The organism is Marinobacter denitrificans (genome assembly GCF_008795955.1).
Lineage (GTDB): Bacteria > Pseudomonadota > Gammaproteobacteria > Pseudomonadales > Oleiphilaceae > Marinobacter > Marinobacter denitrificans.
The window spans coordinates 1,246,936-1,263,307 of the sequence record NZ_VMHN01000001.1 but is presented as its reverse complement, the minus strand read 5'-3'; the positions used below and the strand labels follow the sequence as shown (position 1 = coordinate 1,263,307).

At 58.8% G+C, this 16,372-nt stretch carries 13 protein-coding genes; 7 read left to right on the top strand and 6 right to left on the bottom strand.

Annotated features, from left to right (window positions below; all coding sequences use genetic code 11):
• The first annotated feature begins 1 nt into the window (after position 1).
• The 4 genes from FO268_RS05870 to FO268_RS05855 all read left to right on the top strand — a co-directional run bounded on the left by FO268_RS05870 (position 2) and on the right by FO268_RS05855 (position 5,661).
• Positions 2–1,066 carry a LacI family DNA-binding transcriptional regulator gene (locus FO268_RS05870; RefSeq protein WP_150990672.1) on the top strand — a complete coding sequence of 355 codons (1,065 nt, stop codon included), beginning with the start codon at positions 2–4 and terminating at the stop codon, positions 1,064–1,066.
• Positions 1,063–2,025 (top strand): carbohydrate kinase family protein, encoded by a 963-nt coding sequence (locus tag FO268_RS05865; protein ID WP_150990669.1) that lies wholly within the window; start codon positions 1,063–1,065, stop codon positions 2,023–2,025. The genes FO268_RS05870 and FO268_RS05865 overlap by 4 nt, the downstream gene beginning before the upstream one ends.
• A 131-nt stretch (positions 2,026–2,156) precedes the next feature.
• Entirely contained in the window at positions 2,157–2,768 is a 612-nt protein-coding gene (locus FO268_RS05860; protein WP_150990667.1) for a Yip1 family protein, read from the top strand.
• Between the two features lie 136 nt (positions 2,769–2,904).
• Positions 2,905–5,661: a cation-translocating P-type ATPase gene (locus FO268_RS05855; protein ID WP_150990664.1), complete on the top strand. Its 2,757-nt coding sequence runs from the start codon at positions 2,905–2,907 to the stop codon at positions 5,659–5,661.
• Here FO268_RS05855 and FO268_RS05850 read toward each other — a convergent pair.
• Complete coding sequence (locus FO268_RS05850; RefSeq protein ID WP_150990662.1) at positions 5,642–8,050, bottom strand: phosphoketolase family protein; 2,409 nt, start codon at positions 8,048–8,050, stop codon at positions 5,642–5,644. The genes FO268_RS05855 and FO268_RS05850 overlap by 20 nt on opposite strands.
• Before the next feature lie 126 nt (positions 8,051–8,176).
• Positions 8,177–8,572, bottom strand: coding sequence for a glutaredoxin family protein (locus FO268_RS05845; RefSeq protein ID WP_150990660.1), 396 nt, complete (start codon positions 8,570–8,572; stop codon positions 8,177–8,179).
• 210 nt (positions 8,573–8,782) lie between these two features.
• On the opposite strand from FO268_RS05845, the gene ilvD reads away from it, so the two are divergent.
• Positions 8,783–10,459, top strand: a complete 1,677-nt coding sequence (gene ilvD / locus FO268_RS05840; protein ID WP_150990658.1) for a dihydroxy-acid dehydratase — start codon at positions 8,783–8,785, stop codon at positions 10,457–10,459.
• Between the two features lie 5 nt (positions 10,460–10,464).
• On the opposite strand, the gene FO268_RS05835 is transcribed toward ilvD, so the two are convergent.
• Positions 10,465–12,093 (bottom strand): putative bifunctional diguanylate cyclase/phosphodiesterase, encoded by a 1,629-nt coding sequence (locus FO268_RS05835; RefSeq protein ID WP_225316508.1) that lies wholly within the window; start codon positions 12,091–12,093, stop codon positions 10,465–10,467.
• Between the two features lie 252 nt (positions 12,094–12,345).
• Here FO268_RS05835 and pbpG point away from each other — a divergent pair, with 252 nt between their 5' ends.
• Complete coding sequence (gene pbpG, locus FO268_RS05830) at positions 12,346–13,263, top strand: D-alanyl-D-alanine endopeptidase (protein WP_225316507.1); 918 nt, start codon at positions 12,346–12,348, stop codon at positions 13,261–13,263.
• Between the two features lie 26 nt (positions 13,264–13,289).
• Positions 13,290–13,769, top strand: coding sequence for an asparaginase domain-containing protein (locus tag FO268_RS05825; RefSeq protein WP_150990655.1), 480 nt, complete (start codon positions 13,290–13,292; stop codon positions 13,767–13,769).
• Here the strand turns inward: FO268_RS05825 and FO268_RS05820 are convergent, their stop codons facing one another.
• The 3 genes from FO268_RS05820 to FO268_RS22810 all read right to left on the bottom strand — a co-directional run bounded on the left by FO268_RS05820 (position 13,770) and on the right by FO268_RS22810 (position 16,291).
• A complete protein-coding gene (locus FO268_RS05820; RefSeq protein WP_150990653.1) occupies positions 13,770–14,462 on the bottom strand; it encodes a pseudouridine synthase in 693 nt (230 codons plus the stop codon).
• Positions 14,463–14,464: 2 nt separating this feature from the next.
• Positions 14,465–15,496: a metal-dependent hydrolase gene (locus tag FO268_RS05815; protein ID WP_150990651.1), complete on the bottom strand. Its 1,032-nt coding sequence runs from the start codon at positions 15,494–15,496 to the stop codon at positions 14,465–14,467.
• 84 nt (positions 15,497–15,580) lie between these two features.
• On the bottom strand, positions 15,581–16,291 hold the full coding sequence (locus FO268_RS22810; protein ID WP_191966849.1) for a THxN family PEP-CTERM protein: 711 nt from the start codon (positions 16,289–16,291) through the stop codon (positions 15,581–15,583).
• Between the last annotated feature and the right edge of the window lie 81 nt (positions 16,292–16,372).

Genomic DNA, 16,372 nt, shown 5'->3' with positions numbered 1-16,372 from the left:
AATGGAAACAATAAACCCCGATCACCGTCCAAAACGGTTGACCGTCAAGCTGATGGCAGAAAAGCTCAATGTGTCCACGGCGACCATTTCCAACGCCTTCAATCGGCCTGACCAGCTGTCCGATGCCCGTCGTCGGTGGATTCTGGATGAATGCAAACGCCATGGCTACCACGGGCCCAATGCCGCCGCCCGCAGCCTGAGAACCGGCCGCACCGGTAACGTGGGCGTGATGCTGGCGGATAACCTGGCCTACAGCTTGACAGACCCGGTGGCCAGCGAATTTCTCCACGGGCTGGCTGAAGTGTTTGACCAGCGGCAAATGAACATGCTGCTGTTATCCAGCCAGGAAGATGATGAACACCGCAGCCGGGTACAGGAAGCCATGGTCGACGGCTTTATCGTATACGGGTGGTTGAAAAAGGGCCGTACCTACGACCGTCTGCTGCAGCATGGCAAGCAGATGGTAGCCGTCGATTTTGACCTGGAGGGATGTACCTGGGTCAACATCGATAACTATGAGGGGGCGAGGTGTAGTGCCGAACATGCCCTGAAAAAGCCACCGACCAATGTGGCTATCATGGGTTTGCGGCTGTTGGATACCGACCGGGTATGCCGCATCCGTGATCAGGAGCTGTTTAACGAAACGCGGGCCATCTCGGTGCGCCGGCTTCGCGGCTATCTGGATGCGCTGGAGGCTGCAGGCCATCATGTTTCCTCCGACAGAATCTGGACCACGCCCACCAATACCCACCAGGATGCTTACCAGGCCGCGCGCGAGGCACTTACCAGTAGCCCGCGCCCGGATCTTATGTTGTGCATGAGTGACCGGATTGCACTGGCCGCTATCCAGGCCGCCCTGCAAATGGGTCTGAGGGTGCCAGAGGACGTTCGCATTGTCGGGTTTGACGGCATTCCGGAGGGGGCTAACCTGCATCCGTCATTGACCACGGTTTACCAGCAGAGTGCCGAGAAAGGTCGTACTGCGGCGCGGATATTTCTCGGGGAGAAGGAAGACACAAACGTGTTGTTGCCCACGTGTTTATTGGTGCGGGAGAGTTGCCCGTGACCAAGGTGCTGTGTTTTGGTGAGGCACTCATAGATATGCGTGGGGAATCGGTATCAGGCCGGCAGCTGTATATTCCACAGCCCGGGGGGGCGCCTGCCAATGTTGCGGTGGGTGTCGCCAGACTGGGTGGCCGTTCTGGTTTCATCGGCCAGGTAGGCGCGGATGTCTTTGGGAGCGACATCGTAACAGCGCTGGTGAAATACGGCGTTGATGTCTCGCTTACCCGCCAGACAGCCGACGCGATGACGGCATTGGCGTTGGTTTCCCTCGACCAGGAGGGCGAGCGCAGTTTTGCCTTTTACAGGACCGGAACTGCCGACCTGCTCTATGAAGCTTCCATGTGCCCGGACAGCGCGCTGGAGCGTGCTCGCATCGTCCATTTCTGTTCCAATACCCTGACAGAGCCGGCCATTCGGGAGACCACCTTTTCATTGATGAGGCGTGCCAGAGCGCATAACTGCCTGGTCAGTTTCGATGTAAATTATCGACCACCGCTCTGGCCAACTGGTGAATCGCCGGCACCTCACATCCTGACCGCTGCCACTATGGCGGATATCGTTAAATTCAGTCGGGAAGAGCTGGAGGCTCTGTTCGGGGAAGGGGTCGAACCGCCCGGTGACTTGCAGCCGGCAACAGGTCGGCTTGTGGTGGTATCGGACGGGGCGAAACCGCTACAGGTATACAGCCCGGGGCGGATGTTTTCCTTGAGCCCACCGTCGGTTGAAGCGAAAGATACCACCGCTGCAGGTGATTCCTTTGTTGCCGGGCTGTTGTACCGACTTGCCGAGCAGAGCAGTGACAGCAGGACGTTCGACCATTGGCTGAGACAGCCGGCCAAGCTTGAGGAAGCACTGAGATTTGCGTCCCGCTGTGGGGCCTATACTGCGATGCATTACGGCGCTTTCGACGCTTTGCCCACGCCCGGTCTTTTGCACCGCCTGATTCCGGAAACCATCTGAATTTCATACCCCTGCGGCTTTTCCTTCTGCAATTCTTGACTATAGTTAAGAACAGCAGGGTCTGATCTGTTGAGACCCGCACAGCGTAATTTTATTGGTGAACAACAATATCAACCCAAGAGGGTCGAGCTATGCTTTTGAATCACGCGTTTGGCCTGTTTACCCACCCCGACAGTGAGTGGGCGGAAATCCGCAAGGAACATGCCCCGCCCAGAAGGCTCTATGTTGCCTACGTGTTAGTTCTGGCGGCCATCGCGCCGATATGTGCGTATATCTCCACGGCGCACTTCGGCTGGACGGTGGGCAGCGACCGTGTGATCAAGCTGACAGAAATCAGCGCATTGCAGATGAGTGTTCTGACCTATTTGGCCATACTTGTGGGCGTATTTGCCCTGGGTTATGCGATCAACTGGATGGCCAAGACCTACGGCGCGAAAGAGGAGCTTATGCCATCCAACGGTATTGCACTGGCGGCGTACTCCTGCACGCCCCTGTTTCTGGCAGGGTTTGCTCTGCTGTACCCGGTGCCCTGGTTCAACGCCCTGGTTTTCCTGCTGGCAGCCGGCTATGGCGCCTGGCTGATGTATGAAGGCCTGCCGATTGTCATGGGTATCCCCAAGGATCAGGCGGTGATGTACGTGGGCGCACTGCTGACCGTGGCACTGGTGATTCTGGTATCTACCCGGGTAGGCTCCGTAATCCTCTGGAACTATGGTTTCGGGCCGGTGTTTATTCACGGCTAGGCGAAGGCAGTAATTCGATAAGCTGACTCAGTGGCCGGTAACCCCGGCCAATCCGGGCTAATCTTGACCTGAAGCAACCCTTCCTGGCCCGCGTCCGGTTTCAATAGCGGCAGGTATACAGCCAGGGAGTCCGGCAATGTCATCCTCTGAAGCACCCCCCTCTCAAGTGGAAGAACCTGCAGGTAATCGTGGCGTGCATTGGCACGCCATGAATATCGACAAAACCCGTTCCGAGCTTTCTGTTACCGGGCCATTGTCGGCCCAAATGGTGGCCGAGAGACTGAACGAGTACGGTCACAACCGGCTGCCAGAAGCACGTCGCCGCGGTCCTCTTGCCCGCCTTGGCAACCAGCTTAAAAATTTCCTTATCTACGTGCTGATCACAGCTGCGGTAATCACCGCCTTGCTTGGCCACTGGGTGGACACCACGGTGATTATGGCGGTGGTGGTTATCCAGACCCTGGTTGGTTTCATTCAGGAGGGTAAGGCCGAACAGGCACTTTCGGCAATTCGACATATGCTGGCCCCCAAAGCCGTGGTGATCCGTGAAGAGGGGCAGAAAAAAATCGACGCCGCGGACCTGGTGCCCGGTGACACCGTAGTGCTGGAACCCGGAGACCGGGTGCCAGCGGATCTCCGGCTGGAACGCTGCCATAACCTGAAAATTGAAGAGGCGGTGCTGACCGGTGAATCCGAGCCCGTGGATAAAACCACCGATGTGCAGCCCGCCGATGCTGTTCTCGGTGATCAGCTCAACATGGCCTTCTCAGGCACTATGGTGGCAACGGGCACCGGCCGAGGGGTGGTAGTGAGGACAGGAGAACACACTGAAATCGGCCGGATTTCCGGCCTGCTGCAAGACACCACCACCCTCAAAACACCGTTGCTCGAGCAGATCGACCGCTTTGCCCGCTACCTGTCCATGATCATCATTGTTGCCGGTATCGCGATATTTGGTGGTGGCCTCGCGCTGAGTGGACTACCGGTTCGTGACCTGTTCATGGCGGTTGTGGGCCTGACCGTGGCGGCTATTCCGGAGGGGTTGCCGGCAATTCTCACTATTACACTGGCCATCGGCGTGCGACGGATGGCAACCCGTCACGCGGTTGTACGCCGCATGCCCGTGATCGAAACCCTCGGGGCCGTGTCGGTTATCTGCTCTGATAAAACCGGAACCCTCACCCGCAATGAAATGATGGTGACTGCGGCGGTGGTGGCCGGCCAACGGCTGGACATAGAGGGCGAAGGTTACGAGCCGGAGGGGGATATTCGGGAAGGTAACGAATTGGCGTCTGGCAGTGAGTTGCTGGACCAATTGGCCAGGGCGTCCGCGTTGTGTAACGACGCCCATCTGGAGCGACATGAGGCCACGATCAGGGTGGCCGGCGATCCTATGGAGGGAGCACTGAAGGTATTCGCCCAGAAGGTCGGATTTGACCCGGAAACGGACGGGCGGCTTTGGTCACGGGCGGACGAGGTGCCCTTTGACGCAGAATACCGTTTCATGGCGACGCTCAATCATGATCACCACCGCCATGGCGTCGTTTATGTAAAGGGTGCTCCTGAACGGATACTGGAAATGTGTACCAGTATGGTAACCAACAGCGGTGATACCACGTCGCTGGACCGGGAGGCCTGGACCGATGCCGTTTCTGAGCTGGCCTCAGAAGGTCTTCGGGTGCTGGCACTGGCACGAAGACCCGCGGATGCTTCACAGACCACCCTTGCAGTGGAGGATGTTGAGGATGGCCTTGAACTGCTGGGGCTGGTAGGGCTGCTGGACCCACCGCGACAGGAGGCTATCCAGGCTATCCAGGACTGCCATGACGCTGGTATCCGGGTAAAGATGATCACCGGAGATCATGCCATGACGGCCGGCGCCATCGGCGCACGGCTGGGATTGAAGAATACCGCCCGCGTGATAACCGGCAGGGAGCTGGACCAGCTCGACGAGAACGAGCTGAAGCAGGTGGCCAGCGAGGTGGATATCTTTGCCCGCACCAGTCCTGAACACAAACTGCGTCTGGTAGAGGCGCTGCAGGCCATGCACGGTGTGGTCGCCATGACCGGAGACGGCGTGAATGATGCCCCCGCCCTCAAGCGGGCCGATGTTGGTATCGCCATGGGGGTAAAAGGCTCTGAAGCTGCCCGAGAGGCAGCCTCGGTGGTACTGCTGGACGACAATTTTGCCAGCATTGCGGCTGCCGTTCGTGAAGGGCGTACGGTCTACACCAACCTCAAGAAAGGCATTGCGTTCATGCTGCCGATTAATGGCGGCGAATCCGTCAGCCTTATTACAGCGCTTTTGCTGGGGCTGGCGCTGCCAATTTCAGCATTGCAGATTTTATGGGTCAACCTGGTAAGCTCAGTGATTCTGGCCATGACACTGGCGTTCGAGCCTACCGAGCCGGATGTCATGAAGCGACCTCCGCGGCCAAGGGATGAGTCTCTGCTGGCAGGGTTCGTGGTCTGGCGGGTCGCTTTTCTGTCCCTGTTGTTCCTGATTGGTATCTTCGCCGCCTGGTACTGGGCCATGGCTCAGTTTGAGGATGAAGCGGTCGCACGTACGCTGGCGGTGAACACACTGGTGGCTATGGAGGTTTTCTACCTATTCGCGGTGCGTTACCTGGATAGCGCTTCCATTACCCTGAGGGGTGTGCTGGGCACCCCCATCGTGTTGCTGGCAGTGGGTGCTGTGATTCTGCTGCAGCTGCTGTTTACCTACCTGCCGCTATTTCACCAGACCTTCGCCAGCGCTCCGCTTACTCCTGGCGCGCTGGCCTTTGCAGCAAGCGCCGGGGTGGTCGTGCTGGTGATTCTTGAACTGGAAACCTGGCTCAGGCGTCGGTTGGGCAGGGGAGCCTCAGAGTCCGTCAGCACGGACTCCGGGTAACAATCCCCGCATCACCGCGCCCCTCAACGGCTGCCAGCTCCGCGCTGGACAGCCATTCCCCGGGGGGGCGTTCCAGAACGTCTGCACAGGCAGCGAGGGCATGGGCCCAGGAGCATCGGTTCGCAAACAGCATACCTGCTTCGTTCAGGGTGCCACCGCGGTTGATGTAGCCGAGGACGCGGGACGTCGAAGGCTCGGGGAACAAGGGCGCCAGGTGGCCGCGGAAGACCTCAGGGCGCATGTGCGTGAGGGCCACGCGACGCATCATCCGCCTGGGGAAAAGGCGCTCCTGTTCCAGGTCACGAACACATTGCGCCGCTTCCAGGGTGTCCCGGGGTTCACGGAAGCGGCCCGGCTCCTGCACATACACGAGCCGGAAGGGCGTACCTGTTTCCCGCAAGCGCTCACTGGCCCGGATCATTTCGGAGAGCTGGTAGGCACCGTTGGCAATCAACATGACAGGTTCGCCAGGGGACGTGTCCTCATCTACCACCAATGCCCCATTTTTTGCCAGAGCCCGTGCTTCATCCCTGTCGAACACTATCGGTCGATCACGTTTCGGTATCACCATGCAGGTGAGCTGTCCCCGGCCCAGGTAGACACCGGGCAGCGCCTCCAGGGTGCTATTGTAGTCGGCGGGGAAAAGTACGCGGCTGACATCGCTCATTTCACCCAACAGGCACTCGCAAAAGGTGGTGTCCTGGTGGGACTGCTGGTTTTTGCCGTTCTCCCAGGTGTGTGAGGTGGCAATTACCGGAAAGCCGAGCCAGCGGGCCGGCCTGTCCACTTCTTTTTGCTGGCGCGCAAAGATCAGTTCCTGGCGGATAGCCCCCAGCATTTTCACACAGAAGGCCTCGTAGCTGGCTACCAGATTCAGACCCGCCTTGTTGGCGAGACAGGCCGACACCACGGCTTCTTCATTAAGAGCGGTAATGATCTGTCCGTGAACGGATTCCTGTTCACTCTCCGGGTCATTTACCCGGTGCTTAAGGGCATTAAGCACGCCTTCGAGACGATTGCTCGCCAGTTCATCCGGGTTGCCAACGCGTGCCCTCAAGGCAGGGTTTGCCTCGACAAGGGCAGTGAAAAAATCGTCCACTGCCAGCATGGGTGAACACGAATCATGAGAGGAAGCCAGTGTTGGGATGACGGGATCTGGCGGATTTCGTGTCGCCAGCGCGTGGTCCCGTTCCAGACGGCGGTCCTGCTGCCAGTGCTGGTTGAGCTCACTCACTGCGTTGGCCAGCTGTTCAGGGGGTACCCACAATAAACCGGCATGATGATGGAACAGTTCCCTGGCCCTGGTGTCGATCTTGGGGTTCCCCGGCAGTGGCAGGTTATGGGCGGGGTTGCTGCCGGCGCCGTAAAAGCCATACCCCTTGGACGTCTCGGCAATGCCGTAGGGGATAGGGACAGGATAGGGCCGTTCTCCGCTCAGCGCCTGCTGACGATAGTCTTTCAGCTTGCGCTCCATACTGAACAGAGCGCAAACAAAGGCGGCCGGATCCCGGCCATCAAAACGCAGTGGCTCAAAGCCACAGTGCGCCAGGTGTTCGCCAAACCGTTCCAGGCCTTCGCGGGTCCCCAGTTCTGTCCGCTGCTCTATCCGTCGGCCATTGGCAATCATGATGGGAAGCACAGAGCCGCAGTCCTCCGCTCGCCACCAGCGTGGCACCCAGTCGCTGCCGCGCTGTTCTTCAGCGGCGCCATCCGACAGGAAGGCCACCAACGACTCACCTGGCAGCGGCATGTGGGCGTATTGGAGTTCTGCGAAACCGAGATACCCGCCCTCGCTGATACCGCCGGCGGTGTGAGGACTGACGTGGCTCCCCAGCGGCGCCTCCATGCCCCCGTCCGGTCTCTGCCGGTAGCTATAGAAGTCAGACACCAGGCGGGAAAGCCCGTCTTTGCCCTGGTAACGGTCCTGCTGTTCCGGATGCAGGTTGCCCGTCAGAACATTCAGCGCGTCGATGGCGGCGACACAATGGCCCTGGCCCATAAGCCAGCTTCGGGTCTGGCCGCTGAGATTGTTCAGCGCCAGGTAAGCGGCATAGGCCGGAACCATGTTCAGCGCCCCGCCCGTATGACCCTCTGGATTGGTTTTGAAGTCATTGGGCAGTAGGGGAGTGCCACTGGTGTCTACCCGTTTGGTATAGGTCATGTGCGCCACCAGCCAAAGGCCGGCGCTGGCCAGGCGGTCGAGGCTGGCCAGCTTGCGATAGACGGTGTCCGTGTCCGGTTGAAGCCCTTCGGCAACCAGGGCGCTGGCCATTTCCCGGGCCTGGACGCACGTGGTTTCGATGTGCCGAATGACGCCATAGCCCCGACGCCAGCGCTCGTAGTCGGATACGGGCTGCTCGACTGATTCCGGATCTCTGGGGGATGACATGACGGGCCTCCTTGGCTTCAATGGATGAAGCGATTATAGAGGCGAGAACCTGAAGTACCGTTGATGCAGATCATTCGGACCTGCATCTTGTTTTACCGTTTGTTCACCTGGCAGGGGAGGCGGTACTCAGCTGGTGGCGGGTTCAAACCGCTGCTGCAGCCAGGACCTGATGTCGTCAGACTCATACAGCCACTGCTCGTTGCCGTTCTCCTGGATCAGCAGACAGGGGACCTTGACGCGGCCGCCGCCGGCGGCAAGGGCTTCGCGGTGAGTCTCGTCATGCTGGGCATCCCTGGTTTCGATGTTCAGCCCAAGGCGGGCCATCTCCTTTCGGACCTTGATACAGAATGGGCAGGCGCTGAACTGGTAGAGTGCCAGGTTCTCGCAGGCTTTATCCACACGGCCCTGGTCGTCCGGGGACCGCTCGACGCTCTTCGGAGTGCTGATCTTTTCACTGATCAACATGAACGGCGTCAGGATCAGCCGAAGGGTACGGAAAAAATAACGGATAATAATTCTCATGAACGGGATAAGGCTCCGGTTGAAGGGGTGGGCCGATAGAGGCCTCACCAGATACGGGAGGGCGTACAGTATCATTCAGCCCGAGGCGGAGCCAGGCCAGGTGTGCCGTGGGGCGCTGGTATGTTGCTGTGTGGGGGTGTTTCTGCCAATCTCATGTTCAAAACAGAAACAAGGCCGGGTCTGCCGGTGGTTTAACAGGAGAACAACGCGATGACAGAAGACAAGCGCCGCCGTTACTCGTCCCCGGTTGTGGATGGTCTGGGGAAATCAGCAAGCCGGGCCATGTTGCGGGCTGTGGGTTTCAGTGATGAAGATTTTCGCAAACCACAGATCGGTATTGCCTCTACCTGGAGCAACCTGACCCCCTGCAATATGCACATCAACCGGCTTGCGGAAGAGTCTGCCGCAGGGGCGGACGAAGCAGGGGGCAAAAGCCTGACGTTCAACACCATAACGGTATCGGACGGGATCGCCAACGGCACCGAGGGCATGAAGTACTCGCTGGTATCGCGGGAAGTGATTGCTGACTCCATTGAAACCGTCGCCGGTTGCGAAGGGTTTGATGGTCTCGTTGCCATTGGTGGCTGCGACAAGAACATGCCCGGCTGCATGATGGGCCTTGCGCGTCTGAACCGCCCCTCGGTGTTTGTCTACGGCGGCACCATCATGCCCGGAAAGAACCATACCGATATCATATCTGTGTTCGAGGCGGTCGGGGCTCATGCCCGAGGAGACCTGGAACTGATCGACGTGAAGCAGATCGAGGAAACCGCGATCCCCGGGCCCGGCTCCTGCGGAGGCATGTATACCGCCAACACCATGGCGTCGGCCATTGAGGCCATGGGGATGAGCCTGCCGGGCAGTTCGGCCCAGAATGCCATTTCCGACACCAAAGCCGCGGACTGCCGGGCGGCGGGTGCCGCCGTGCTCAATCTGCTCGACCGGGATATCAAGCCCTCGGATATCATGACCCGGGAAGCCTTTGAGAACGCGATTACCGTGGTTATTGCCCTGGGCGGTTCCACCAACGCCGTCCTGCACCTGCTGGCGATGGCCAGTACGGTCGGCGTTGAACTGTCGCTGGACGATTTCGTGGAAATCGGCAAGCGGGTGCCAGTGCTGGCAGATCTGCGCCCCAGCGGCCATTACATGATGTCGGAACTGGTGGCGATCGGTGGCATTCAGCCACTGATGAAAATGTTGCTGGAGAAGGGAATGCTGCACGGGGGCTGCTTGACCGTAACAGGGCAGACCCTGGCGGAAAACCTGAGGGATGTGGCGCCCTATCCGGAAAACCAGGACATCATTCATGCCTTCGATAACCCCATCAAGGCCGACAGCCATCTGCGGATTCTGTACGGCAACCTGGCACCCACAGGCGCCGTGGCCAAGATTACCGGCAAGGAGGGAACCCACTTCACCGGTCAGGCCCGCGTGTTCCACTCCGAGGAAGAAGCCCAGGAACGGATCATGGATGGCACGGTGGTGGCCGGGGATGTGCTGGTCATCCGTTATGAGGGGCCGAAAGGCGGCCCTGGGATGCGGGAGATGCTGACACCTACATCCGCGATTATGGGTAAGGGCCTGGGCAGCGATGTGGCGCTGATTACCGATGGCCGATTCTCTGGTGGCAGCCACGGCTTTGTGGTCGGCCATATCACACCGGAAGCGGCAGAAGGCGGACCACTGGCGCTGGTGGAGGATGGTGACACCATTACCATTGATGCCGTTGCCAACCGTATCGAACTGGAGGTGTCCGACGAGGAGATGGAGCATCGCCGGAACGCCTGGTCAGCACCAGCTCCGAGGTTTACTCGTGGGGTACTGGCCAAGTATGCGCGAACGGTAGGCTCGGCTTCGGAAGGAGCGGTGACGGATAACCCCTGACTGCTTCAGGGGCTGGCCGGTTCGGGCCGGCCCCAGAAATAACCCTGTCCAAAGAGGCCCGGGAACTGCTGCAACCAGCAAACCACGGCCTCATCCTCCACACCCTCGACCACCACATTCAGATCCAGCGCCTCGCCGAGTTCCAGAGTGGCGCGAAAGATACGTTGGCGAGTCGGATGCGCCAGTATGTCCTTGAGGAAGCTGCGATCGATCTTGAGCTCATCCAGGTCAAAGCTTGCCAGCGTGCCCAGTGAGGAGTGGCCGGTCCCAAAATCGTCCATTGCTATCCGGAACCCCCTGCGGCTAAGGGTGTGGATAACCCTTCCGGACCCTTCAGGATCGGTCATCATGGCTGTTTCCGTGATTTCCAGAATCAGATCCTCTGGCTTCATGCCATGGCGTGCAAGGATGTCAGAGATTTCGTCTTCGAAGCCGGGGTGAATCAGGTCAACGGCGGAAATATTGACGGCCAGGGAGACCCCGGTCCCATAGCGGGAGGTCAGATGACGGTATTCGCTACACGCCCTCTCGATGACCCACAGGGTCACAGGGTGAATCACGCCCACCTGTTCGGCGAGGGGGATCCACTGGTCAGGCGCCACCAACCCGAATTCCGGGTGACGCCAGCGTATCAGTGCCTCCACAGAGCGTACTTTTGAGTCGCGTATGCTTACTTTGGGCTGGTATTCCAGCCACATTGCGTTGCTGGCCAACCCGTGTTCCACATCCAGCATCAGCACCTGCTGGCGGTACTGCCATTCGGCGATAGCCGGGTCGTAGACGGTGAGTCGCTGCCCGGTACTCAATGAGGCAACACCGGCAGAGGACAGGATGCCGGCTGCATCGGCTCCGTGCTCCGGCGCATGGGCCACTCCGAGGGAGGGCCCCCAGGAGAAAGAAAACCGGCCCTCCCGGAAGTTATCGTCCAGCCAGGCTCTTATCTCGCAGAGCAGATCCTGAATCTGATCAGTCTCGTTTTCGCGATACAATGCGAACGCGTGGTTAATGGTGTCTACCGAAGCTACCCCGTAACCATTGATGATCACCAGGCGGGCGCCAACGCGGCGTTTAAGATAGCTGTTCAGCTGTCGGAGGTAACTCTTGAGCAGTTCCTCGGCGGCACGGTATCCCAATGCCTGTTCAATTTCATTGAACCGGCAGAGCCTGACCATGCAGAGTGTATAGGGGGTCTGGCTGGTGTCGATAGTGTCGAGGGTTTCCTCGAGTATGGCCCGGGTGGGCTTGCCTGTGACCCGGTGGGATTTCAGCAGACGATCATAGTCCTGTTCGATCTGGGAACGAACCTGTTGTTCCTGGCGAACCCGCATATCAACGCTCAGGCGCTTGCGCCGCTCCTGCCGCCTGACAGTCCTGAGAAGATAGCCACCCCCGGTCAGAAGCAGTAGGGCAAATACCACGACACCGCCGATAAAAGCCTTTCGGATCAGCGCCTGACTTGTTTCGAGGGCATAGGCGTCGAGTGCCTGGGGCAGTAGGCCGACGAGCAGGCCCGCGTAGGCGATGGCAAGTACGATCAGAATCAGTGGCAACCACCACCGGAACATGCCGCCCCCACGCACGCTGGCGTTTTTTGGTGGCGGGGTTCTGTCTGATGCGGTTGTGTAAGAATCCATTCTGTTGGTGTCCTGCCGGTTTTCCGGCATGCCTGTTACAGTCTGGTTACCTTGTGAATCAATTGGTAACAATATGATTTATATGTAATTTTACGGGATTTAAAGAAATTTTGCATTTACTGTTTTAAACGCTCGGGTGTGCCTGTTACGCATTTACCGTCCCGGCCCGGAGTCAGCGGGCGTTTTGGCTGGTATAGTTGTACCCTTGTCAGATAAGGCAAGTGTGTGCAGATAAATACAAGAAGGGTTGAGATGATGATCCGATCGGCCGGTTTAGTGGCGATGACAGTGCTGCTGTTGGCGACGTTTTCTCCTGTCAGCGCTGTAGAAAGGGCAGAGTTGCAGCTGGCTTCGGTGAACGCAGCAGTGGCTTATGCGGACACAGACGAGCTGGTCTATGGCAAGAATGCCGACCGCCCCGTGCCCATAGCCTCCATTACCAAACTGATGACAGCTCTGATCGTCATGGAGTCAGGACAGCCGCTCACAGAGTGGCTGGAGTTCAGGGAGCGCCACATCCCGGCACCGGCCAATGCTTATACCCGTATTCGTACGGGGTCCGAGCTGAAACGGGCCGATGTGCTACGGATTGCGTTAATGTCGTCGGAGAACTTTGCCGCCTATACCCTTGCCCGCCATCATCCGGGTGGTTACGACGCGTTTGTGGAAGCCATGAACCGCCGTGCCCGGGAACTGGGCATGGTCAACACCACGTTTGTGGACCCAACCGGCCTGTCGGCGGAAAACCTTTCCACGGCGGCGGATCTGGTACGCCTGGTCAAGGCGGCCAGCAAGTACCCGCAGATTCGTGAGTACTCCACTACCCGCTACTTCAGCGGGCACTTTCGACAGCCCCGCTACCGCCTTGCGTTTGGAAATACCAATGTTCTTGTCCACCGTGAAAGCTGGGGTGTGGGCGTCAGTAAAACCGGTTATCTCTCGGAAGCCGGGCGCTGTCTGGTGATGCTCTCCGAAATGGACGGCAAGCCGGTGGTTACAGTGCTGCTGGATTCCCTGGGTACCCGCTCGCCCATGGGCGATGCGGGGCGCATCAAACGCTGGCTGACCACCGGAGCGGGTGGCAGCGTAGCCACAGCCGCGCGGGCGTATGAGCGGAAAAAGAACGCTGCGTATGCTTCCTCTGAAAGCACCACAGTCAGTGCGAACTGACGCCGCATTTATCGGGACTTCTGGCGATGATCGAAATCTTCACCACGGGCGGAACCATCGACAAAGTGTATTTCGACGCCAATAGCGAATTTGAAATTGGAGACAGCCTGGTGGGAGAACTGCTCGCGGAGTCGAATATCCGTGAAGGGTTTTCAGTGTCGGGCCTGATGCGAAAGGACAGTCTGGAGATGACGGACGAAGACCGCGAGGCAGTCAGGAGCGCCGTCAGCCGCTGTGCCGCAGAACATGTTCTTATTACCCATGGTACCGACACCATGGCTGAAACGGCGCGAGCACTGCTATCAGTAAAGGCTAAGACCATCGTTCTTACCGGTGCCATGCAGCCGGCCCGCATGCGGCGCACTGACGCGGTTTTCAACATCGGTTTTGCCTGGGCAGCGGTAAGGCTGTTACCCCATGGTGTCTATATTGCCATGAACGGAGAGGTTTTCGAGGCAGGCTCCGTTCGCAAGAACCTCAAGGCCCAACGGTTCGAACGAACCTGATCAGGCCAGGCAGTCCACTTCCTCAGCACTCAGCTCGCGGTACTGCCCCGGTGCCAGTGCCGGGTCAAGAACGATCCTCCCGATCCGCCATCGATGCAAGCCGTCCACATGATTCCCCACGGCCGCCAGCATTCTCCGTACCTGATGATACCGCCCCTCTGAAATGGTCAGGTCAATCAGCCGATCATCCAGCCTGTGGACCCTGGCGGGGGAAGTGGGCCTGGATTCGTTACGCAGTTCCAGGCCATGTTCCAGCCGGGCAATGGCTGCAGCATCGATGGGTTCGCTCAGGGTTACCCTGTAGGTCTTGGGGCAATGGACCCTGGGCGACGTTACTCGATGGGACCATTGACCGTCGGTGGTGAGCAGCAGCAGCCCGGTGGTGTCTGCATCCAGCCGCCCTGCGATATGCAACCCCTGCCTCTCGCCGACAGGCAGAAGATCCAGGGCGGTTGGTTGTTGGCTGTCCGTGGTGGCACTGATGACGCCTTTGGGTTTGTTAAGCATCAGGTAGCGCTCGCCCGGTAGCACAAGGGGCTGTCCTTCCAGGGTGATTCCGGCCCCGGGCGCTACCAGTGTGCCGGCTTTGCGACAGGTCTTGTCGTCTACCTTCACCAGACCAGCACTGATGGCCTTTTTCGCATCCCTGCGCGACAGGGCAGTGGCGTTGGCTATGAAATAATCCAGACGCATGCTCAGGTGCAGCCCTCTCCTGGTGGTGGCACGGTCAGGCTGGCCAGGCACAGAACCTCGGCAGAACCCGTCATCCGGCTCCACAATACGCCCAGAAGCTCACCTGCGACAGCCGGACGTTCCAGACGGGAACTGGGCTCGGGTGTAATCCCCTTGCCATTATCACTGGCCAGAATGAAGGTAAACGGATGAGCGCCGGGGATGCCAAGGCGGATATCCGTCGCTGTCAGCTTGCCGTTAGCCTGATCGTAATGCAGGAAACCATCGGTAAACCATTCCAGACGTCGACCCTCTTCGAGAGAGGCTGCCGCCCTGGCCAGACCGGGGTCGCGGGGAAAGTTTTCCAGGATGACCGGCCCCTCGCCGTCGAGAAATCCGGTGACGATTTCCACCCGGCGGTTCTCACCCATAACGGTGACCCGCCACAATACCGTGTTGAAGGGCATTGGCTGGACCATCCTGGGGGCGTTTTCAAGGCCTTCCTGCGCAAGGGCCGGCTCTACACGGTCCGAAATGAGTTGCTGGGCAGTCACGCTCCAACCTAGATACAGTGACGATAACACCAGCCCCGCCATGACGGCCCTTGTACTGGGGACACGGAACAGAAAGGCGAGTATGCCGGCCAGCAAGGGCAACGTGTAAAGGGGATCGATAATGAAGATACTGTGGATGGCAACCGGTGGACCGAAGGGCCAGAATAACTGGGTGCCGTAGGTGGTGAAAGCGTCCAGCAGCGGATGTGTCAGCAATATCAGGGCCGTGACAGCGAACCAGCGTTTGTAACCCAGCACCGGTCGCCACCGATGCAGTGCATAAGCGATGAAAAACGACAGCGGAAACAGGATGAACAGAGAGTGGCTGAAGCCCCGATGCTGGGTAAAGTTGGCCACTGCCGTGCCGTAGTCGATAACCACGTCCAGGTCAGGCAGGGTGCCCAGGGCCGCACCGATCAACAGTGCCGAACGGCCAAGGGTTTTTCCGGCAACCGCGCCCGCCAGCGAGGCGCCCAATGCAGCCTGGGTTATCGAGTCCATCGCTAATAAAACCTTGTCAGTGGAATCCGACAGGTATTATGCGTGGAAACGGCTTTTGGATCACGGGTGAGGTCTGATGGGGCCTCAGATTTTCCGGCGCCGTGTCAGAGCCAAACCTGCCAGGCCGAGCCCCAGCAGTGCGAGCGTGCCGGGTTCAGGTACTGAGCGGGCGTTCAGTTTTGCCAGCAAGTCCACTGAGTTGATCGATTTCTCGGCAGTGTGGAATTCGTTCGTGCCATTTTCAAAACCGATAAGTTCCAGTGAATAAATCTGGCCACCGTAAGTGAACCCGGAGCTGGAAATGATGGATTCTTCAAAAGTGACGACGTCGTCAACAGGACCATTGTGCGTGTCCCAGAGCGTGAAGCAGTGGCCGAACAGGCAGATTTCAAACGGGTTGGAAGCATTGTTGGGCGTTTCCTCATGGGAGAAGACGAAGCGACCCTCAGTGGCTGCGCCACCTTCAAAACCGAGTTGAACGTTGAGATCGACACCAGTCAGGGTGTCCCCATAGATGGGTGCGTTGATATGAGTGAATTTTCCCAGCACAAACGGCTGGTCATCATTGATCTGTAGGGGGAGCGGACTATAAGCGGTGAAATCGTATCCGCTCTGGTAGTGGTGATACTTCGGTATGCCCCACCGGATGGAGTTTGTTCCCTCGCCACTGACGATGGCGCCAGTCGGGTTCTCGAACGCCCCTTCAATGGTTTCCAGGTTGACTGGGAATGCCGCGACACTGGTAGCCAGAGCCAGCAACGCACTGCCTGTGATTGCTCTCAAGGATAACGTCATAATCTAGCCTGCAATTTCAATTGTCTGGATTCGATACAGGGCGACCTGTAGCGGTTTCAGACACGATAAGCGAAATGCGTG